The sequence below is a fragment of the Thalassospira sp. MCCC 1A01428 genome, from assembly GCF_002115825.1.
Classification (GTDB): Bacteria; Pseudomonadota; Alphaproteobacteria; order Rhodospirillales; family Thalassospiraceae; genus Thalassospira.
Map to the genome: position 1 here is coordinate 179,339 of NZ_JFJZ01000008.1, position 6,311 is coordinate 185,649.

Consider the following 6,311-nt stretch of genomic DNA (forward strand, 5'->3'; position numbering starts at 1 on the left):
CCCCCCAAGGCCAACGTTAAATTTGGGGGTTAATCACGCATGGATCAAGAAGTCGTCATTCCGGAAAAACAATTTACCGGTAAATCGCAAGGCATCTTGGGTCGGCAAAAATAATATCCCTGCATTTCATCAACCCCATATTTCTGAAGCCTCTCGGCCACATCCAGGCTTTCCACCCCTTCGGCAATCACACTTAAACCCAGTTTATGGGCAATCTGAACGGTCCATTCGACGAACGAGTCGTCAATCACTTCGGTCATCATGCGCGAGACAAGGCCGCGATCCAGTTTGATGCCGGTATAAAAATCATAGCGCAGCAACTGGATGGAATTATTGCCGGTGCCAAAATCGTCGATCAGCAATTGCACGCCCTGTTCTTTCAGATAACGGGCATTGCGAATAAACGGCTCGGACAAAACCTTGACATTATGTTCGGTAATTTCAAATTCCAGCTCGATATTAACCTTGCGCAAATCCAGGACGCGCTGCATCAAAAACTGAACAAAATCCATATTGCTAAGCGAATAGGGCGAACAATTTACCGAAATACGCGCCGGTTGCCCCAGCTTGGGCTGTACATCACTGGCAGCCATCTCCAACAGGCGTAAAACATTCGATGTCAGCTGGTTAATAACCGGATGATCTTCACTGGCGGAAATAATCTCATCCAGGGTGAACCGATGCTGTAATTCGTCAAAGCGGCTTAAAACCTCGCCCCCGACAATACTGAAATCATGGGCAGAAACCCGGGGCTGCACCACAATCTGATGGCCATTTTTTTCAACAGCCTCCCCCACCAGAGACGAGGAAATCTTGCGTTTCTGACCGCACGGCAAAGGCGATGAAATGCTGTCATTCAGGGCCTCGCGCAACACCGCCGGTGAAACCGGCTTGGCCAGAACCCGGCTTACCATACCGCGATTAATGGCATCGCGCAGTGACACCGACGATACATTCCCCGACAGCAACATGCGCGGCACGCTAGGGGCCACCGTAAATGCCTGCTGTAAAAATTCGATCCCGTCCATTTCCGGCATCATCAAATCGGCAATGACCGCGTCGACCGTGCCATGATTTTTGGCCAGCCACACCAGGGCCGAAACAGACGAACAGTTGGTAACGATATTGAAATTACCGCCCAAAGTCCGACGGACTGAAGACAACAACATTTCATCATCATCGACCATCAAAATCGTGGGACGAAAATTATGAGCGGCTAATTCCATCGAACATGACTTCCTGTGGCAGAAGTTAAACTGGCATTCCCGGCCAACACAACACAGCGTTGTTGCAAGTCGGATCAATTAACGGATAGGCTTCGTTAACCGGAAGATACGGCATGACAGGACTGTCGCCATATCCCCAAACGAGGAGGGATTTGATGAAATTGGCTACTTCGGGCGTAAAAGTTGCGTTTGTCGATGACGATGACAATCTGCTTGCCGCCCACAGGCGAAGCCTGCGCGGCATGTCACTGGACTGGGAGGCATTGTTTTTCAACAATCCCCAGCAAGCGCTTGATGCCATTTCCGCCGATAACGCCATCGAAGCCGCCGTCCTTGATATTCATATGCCCGTCATGACCGGGCTGGAGCTGGCAGCAAAATTGCGTCAGGTCCGCCCTGACCTGATAGTGATCATGCTGACCGGCTATGCCGACCTGGAATCGGCACTGGAAGCGGTCAACGAACACGGCGTCTACCGGTTTTATCCAAAACCGACCCCGCTTAAAATATTATTGGAGGGCATCGCCGGTGCGGTGGAAAAAACCCGTGGGTCACAGGCCCATATCCCGCCGGCCTTTCTCGATATTTTCAATCTGGGCCTGATCGCGACCGACCAAAACCTGGTCATCAACCACATGAACGCCCAGGCCGCCGAACTGATCCGGCGCTGCCCGCTGATACATGTCCAGGCCGATAATCGCCTTGCCCTGGACCGGGCGCCCGAGGACCTCGATAAATTCCTTTATCCGCCTGCCGGGCGATCCATCCCGCAACAAAAAGGATTCGCACTTGAATCCGATGATCTGACGGTATCCATCTTTTTGCGTCGCATTTCCGATAAAAACGGCGAAAAACCCGGCTTTGTTTTCATTCTGGTCGAACCCGACAGTATCGGCCCGCCATCGGTCGATAATCTAATGGATGTTTTTGGCCTGACCCGGTCCGAAGCACGCCTGACCCAGAAACTGGCCGAAGGCGTCGCCCTGGACGAAGCCTCCGAAGCGGTTGGCATCTCGGTGCAATCGGCACGCACCTATTTAAAGTCCATTTTTGTTAAAACCGGCGTCAACCGACAACCGCAGCTGTTAAAAACGGTGTTTTCCAGTATTCCATCCCTGCGTAACTAAACAGTCAGGATACAGCCCCCGATCAGGGGTGACGCGATAATTGACGGGGCGGCAAGGCGGCCCGCCACTGTTGCAAAAATATATTACGCTTGGCCTGATCAAGCCCCACCATCAGGGCCGGGGTTAACGCAATCGGGCGTAATTCCTGCGGATCGGCACCTTTAACCGTGCCCACCAGTTGCGCCAGGCGATCCGGCCCGCCAATCGGCGATAACAAACCGGCATCGCGCGACAAAATCGCCCGCCCCGGAGGTGAGAGCATAAAATCAATAAAAGCCCGTGCCAGCGCCGGTTCCTCGGCATCGCGTGATATAAAGGCCGCCCGCGACATGATCAGCGTATAATCACTGGGTAAAACCAGCCCAACCCGATCATCCCGTCCGATACGCGACAAGGCATAAGACCCCAATACGTTATATCCCAGCAACAGGCGGCCATCTGCCACCCGTTCCAGTATTTGCCCGGTACAACAAAAAAGCTGGGCTTCGTTTCGTCCCAAACTTTCCACCAGCCGCCCCCAGGTGCTGGCCTGAATGGCATCCTGAAAGGCAAACAAATACCCCACCCCGGAAGTTTCGATATCGTAACTTCCGACCTTGGCACGAAAGGTGTCGCTTTCACGTAAAAGATCGATCAGATCAAAACGGTTTTGCGGTGGTTTGCGATTGGCAAAAAAGGCCTTGTTATAAACCGTCACCGCCGGTTCATAGGTTAAACCAAACAGTTGGTCCCGCCATTTGGCCCAATCTGGCAAATTTGCCCCGACCCGGGCACCGGGCGATTGGGCACACCCGTCATTGACCAGCTTTAATTGCTGGTCAATCGACGATGAAATCACCAGATCGCCCAAAAAACGGCCCTGATCACAGGCATGTTCCATCGCATCATTCAGCTCGTTGGTAGTAAGCTCGTTATACGTAATCAACACATCGGGCCAGCGTTCCTGAAAAGCGTCAATCACCGGAGAAAAAATGACATAATCGGTGGTGCTTTGAATAACCAGCCGCCCCGACACATCCGCCGTCACCGGAAATTCACGGTCCCCGGCGCTGGCAACATTCATCACGGTGGCAGCAATACCCACCGTACCGGCAATTAAGGCTGCCAGTGCCCACAAACCGGTTTTAAGCCGGTGACCGGGGGTAAATGCCATCCGGCAAATTTGCCAAACTGTTTTTGTCATAACGTTGCCACCGGAAATTCCAGCCCAATTTCAAAACCATCATCAGTGGCACGTCGCACCAGAACGGCCCCATGCGAGGACGCCACCGACGATACAATCGATAACCCCAGCCCGGCACTATCCGGCCCAATACCGTTTGAAGCAAACCGTTCGCCGATCTTGCTGGAAATTTCCGGCGTTATACCCGCCCCGGCATCGCACACCAGCAGGCAGGCATGGCCATTTTGCACCGGTGTCACCACCAGGCTAACCGGCATTTCGCCGTGCTTTAAGGCATTATTCAGCAGGTTTTTAACCGCTTCACGCAGGCTGATCGGGTCCCCCTTGATCGCAACGGGTTCATCGGGCAAATCCACCTGAATAAATTCATCCGATACCGCGCGCATTTCACGCTCGGCCTCCAGCGCAATCCGCCGTAAATCCAGTTCCTGCGAAACTGCCATATCGGCCCGGTGCGCAATCAGGGCATGGCTTAATAACTGGTCGGCCAACCGCCCCAACCCGACGGTCCGTTCGTGCAAACGTTTGTGCAGGCGGGCCAGAACCACAGGGTCGTCTTCTTCCAGCGCCAGTTGCAGCTGGGCGCGCAAAGCCGTTATCGGGGTTCTGATCTGATGGGCGGCATCGGCAACAAAGTTTTGCATTGCTTCAATTCGCCGGTCCAGCCGGCGCATAAAACGGTTAATCGCGGCCAGCAACACCGCCACCTCGGCCGGGGCCGCAATATCAATGGGCGACAGGTCATTCACATCGCGGTCCAAAATGGTGCGCTCCACCCGGGCCAGCGGGCGCAAGGCAATTCGCATCATAACAACAACCAGCAACAGCAAAACAATACCCGCAGCCGCAATCGTCAAAACGGCCTGGGTGGTAATGCTTCGCGCCAATGCCACCCGTTCTGTCGTGGTTTGTGCCACAATCACTTTCACATCACCGCTGACAAACCGTTCGGCCAATTGACGACGCAGCAAATAGGCCCTTACATCGGCCCCTTTATACCGCGTGTTATAGGTCTGATCGGCACGTCCCTTGTCATCCCTGGGAAGGGGCAAATCCCCATATCCGGTCAGGGTTTTGCCATCCGGGCCAATGATACGGTAAAAAATACGATCCGTTCGCGCCAGCGATAACAATTCGAACGCCGAAACCGGCAAATCAACATTGGCATGGCCGTCAGTAACCAAAATGCGTTCGGCAATTTGCAATGCAGCACCCCGCAACAACCTGTCAAAGGTTTCATCAGCGGCGTCCTGGCCATATTTATTGGCCGCAAAAATGGTTCCCAGCAACACCACCGCCAAAATAACCGCCATCGCCATGCCCAAACGCACGGCAACCGACTGGCGCGGATTGGTAGATGGGGGAACCAAAACTGGCTTCATGACGGTTTCTCAGCCCGCCCGCCAGGCACCGCCTGGTACCCAAGGCCGCGTAATGTTCGAATTTCAAGGGTGGCATCCGCCAGCTTACGGCGCAATCGGGCAACATATACTTCCACCGCGTTCAGCCCGGCTTCACCCGTTAACCCGTACAACCGGGAATACAGTTCCTCTTTTTGCAAAACCCGGTTCAGGTTCGACATAAAGGCTTCAAGTAAAATAAATTCACGCCTTGTCAGTTCAATATCGGTGTCATCGACACGCACGGAATGGGCAGCAAAGTTACAATGTAAATTACCCACCGAAACCGTTGCCTCGTTGGCCCCGTGTTTGCGCCGGGTAACGGCACGCGCCCGGGCCTCAAGTTCGCGCAGATCAAACGGCTTGACCAGATAATCATCGGCACCAAAATCCAGCGCGTCAATTTTATCATCAACCTGCAACCGCGCGGTCAGCACCAGAACCGGCACGCCGTTTTTAGCAGCCCGCAGCTTTTTTAAAAAATCCAGCCCCGACCCGTCAGGCAAATTGATATCGAGAATGACCAGATCATAGGTTTCCAGCCCCAAAAAATGCGCTGCATCTTCCAGGGTTGCCGCCGCCTCGCACACATGCCCCTGTCGCGAGAAATGCGAAAGGATGGCGTCGGCCACATCTTCGGTATCCTCGACAATCAGTATTCTCAAACCGTTACTCCCGGAATTTTTCTGATGACAGGTTGGTGAAAGGTTCGCCCGCTACTCTCATATATACCGTCGTACCAAAAAGGTGCGAATAGAAACTGGGAGGAAGAACCATGAGAAAGATCGCCGCACTTGGCGCCGCAACTGTGTTTGCTGCACTTTCCTTTACATCATCGGCATTTGCCTTTGAACCGTCCAAGCCTGAATGTATTGCCCCGGCCAATGCTGGTGGCGGCTGGGATTTTACCTGCCGTCAGATCGGCAAGTCCCTTTATGACCTTAAAACCATCGCCAGCCCGATGCAGGTTGTTAACCTGGCAGGCGGCGGCGGCGGTGTTGCCTATGCTGAAGTCGTTTCCAAACGTAATGACGACAACGATCTGATCGTTGCGGCATCATCGGCAACCACCACCCGTTTGGCCCAGGGTGCATTCCCCGGTTCAACCATGGATCAGGTTCGCTGGATCGGCACTATTGGCGCTGACTATGGTGTGATCGCTGTTTCCAAGGATTCCGACATCAAAACCCTGCCGGAACTGTTCGAAAAAGTTAAAGAAAATCCGCGCGGCATTGCTTTTGCTGGCGGTTCGGCCGTTGGCGGCTGGGACCACCTTAAAGTTCTGATCGCAGCAAAAGCGGCTGGCATTTCCGATGCCCGCGCCGTGAAATACATCGCGTTTGAAGGCGGCGGCGAAGCCGTCACCCAGCTTCTG

General features: G+C 53.8%; 6 protein-coding genes. 2 read left to right on the forward strand and 4 right to left on the reverse strand.

The features are described from left to right. Positions 1–44 precede the first annotated feature (44 nt). Positions 45–1,226: an EAL domain-containing protein gene (locus THS27_RS09400; protein WP_085590132.1), complete on the reverse strand. Its 1,182-nt coding sequence runs from the start codon at positions 1,224–1,226 to the stop codon at positions 45–47. 155 nt (positions 1,227–1,381) lie between these two features. On the opposite strand from THS27_RS09400, the gene THS27_RS09405 reads away from it, so the two are divergent. Further along, entirely contained in the window at positions 1,382–2,353 is a 972-nt protein-coding gene (locus THS27_RS09405; protein ID WP_085590134.1) for a DNA-binding response regulator, read from the forward strand. A 22-nt stretch (positions 2,354–2,375) separates the two neighbouring features. Here the strand turns inward: THS27_RS09405 and THS27_RS09410 are convergent, their stop codons facing one another. From THS27_RS09410 to THS27_RS09420, 3 genes are read right to left on the reverse strand one after another with little or no spacing between them, the layout of a single operon-like run. Continuing rightward, on the reverse strand, positions 2,376–3,536 hold the full coding sequence (locus tag THS27_RS09410; RefSeq protein WP_210402865.1) for an ABC transporter substrate-binding protein: 1,161 nt from the start codon (positions 3,534–3,536) through the stop codon (positions 2,376–2,378). Further along, a complete protein-coding gene (locus THS27_RS09415; RefSeq protein ID WP_085590136.1) occupies positions 3,533–4,918 on the reverse strand; it encodes a sensor histidine kinase in 1,386 nt (461 codons plus the stop codon). The genes THS27_RS09410 and THS27_RS09415 overlap by 4 nt, the downstream gene beginning before the upstream one ends. Next, on the reverse strand, positions 4,915–5,601 hold the full coding sequence (locus tag THS27_RS09420; protein WP_085590138.1) for a response regulator transcription factor: 687 nt from the start codon (positions 5,599–5,601) through the stop codon (positions 4,915–4,917). Before THS27_RS09420 ends, THS27_RS09415 begins: the two co-directional genes overlap by 4 nt. Positions 5,602–5,711: 110 nt before the next feature. Here THS27_RS09420 and THS27_RS09425 point away from each other — a divergent pair. Then, positions 5,712–6,311, forward strand: a 600-nt coding sequence (locus tag THS27_RS09425; protein ID WP_246832907.1) for a tripartite tricarboxylate transporter substrate binding protein, incomplete at its 3' end; no start/stop codon positions are given.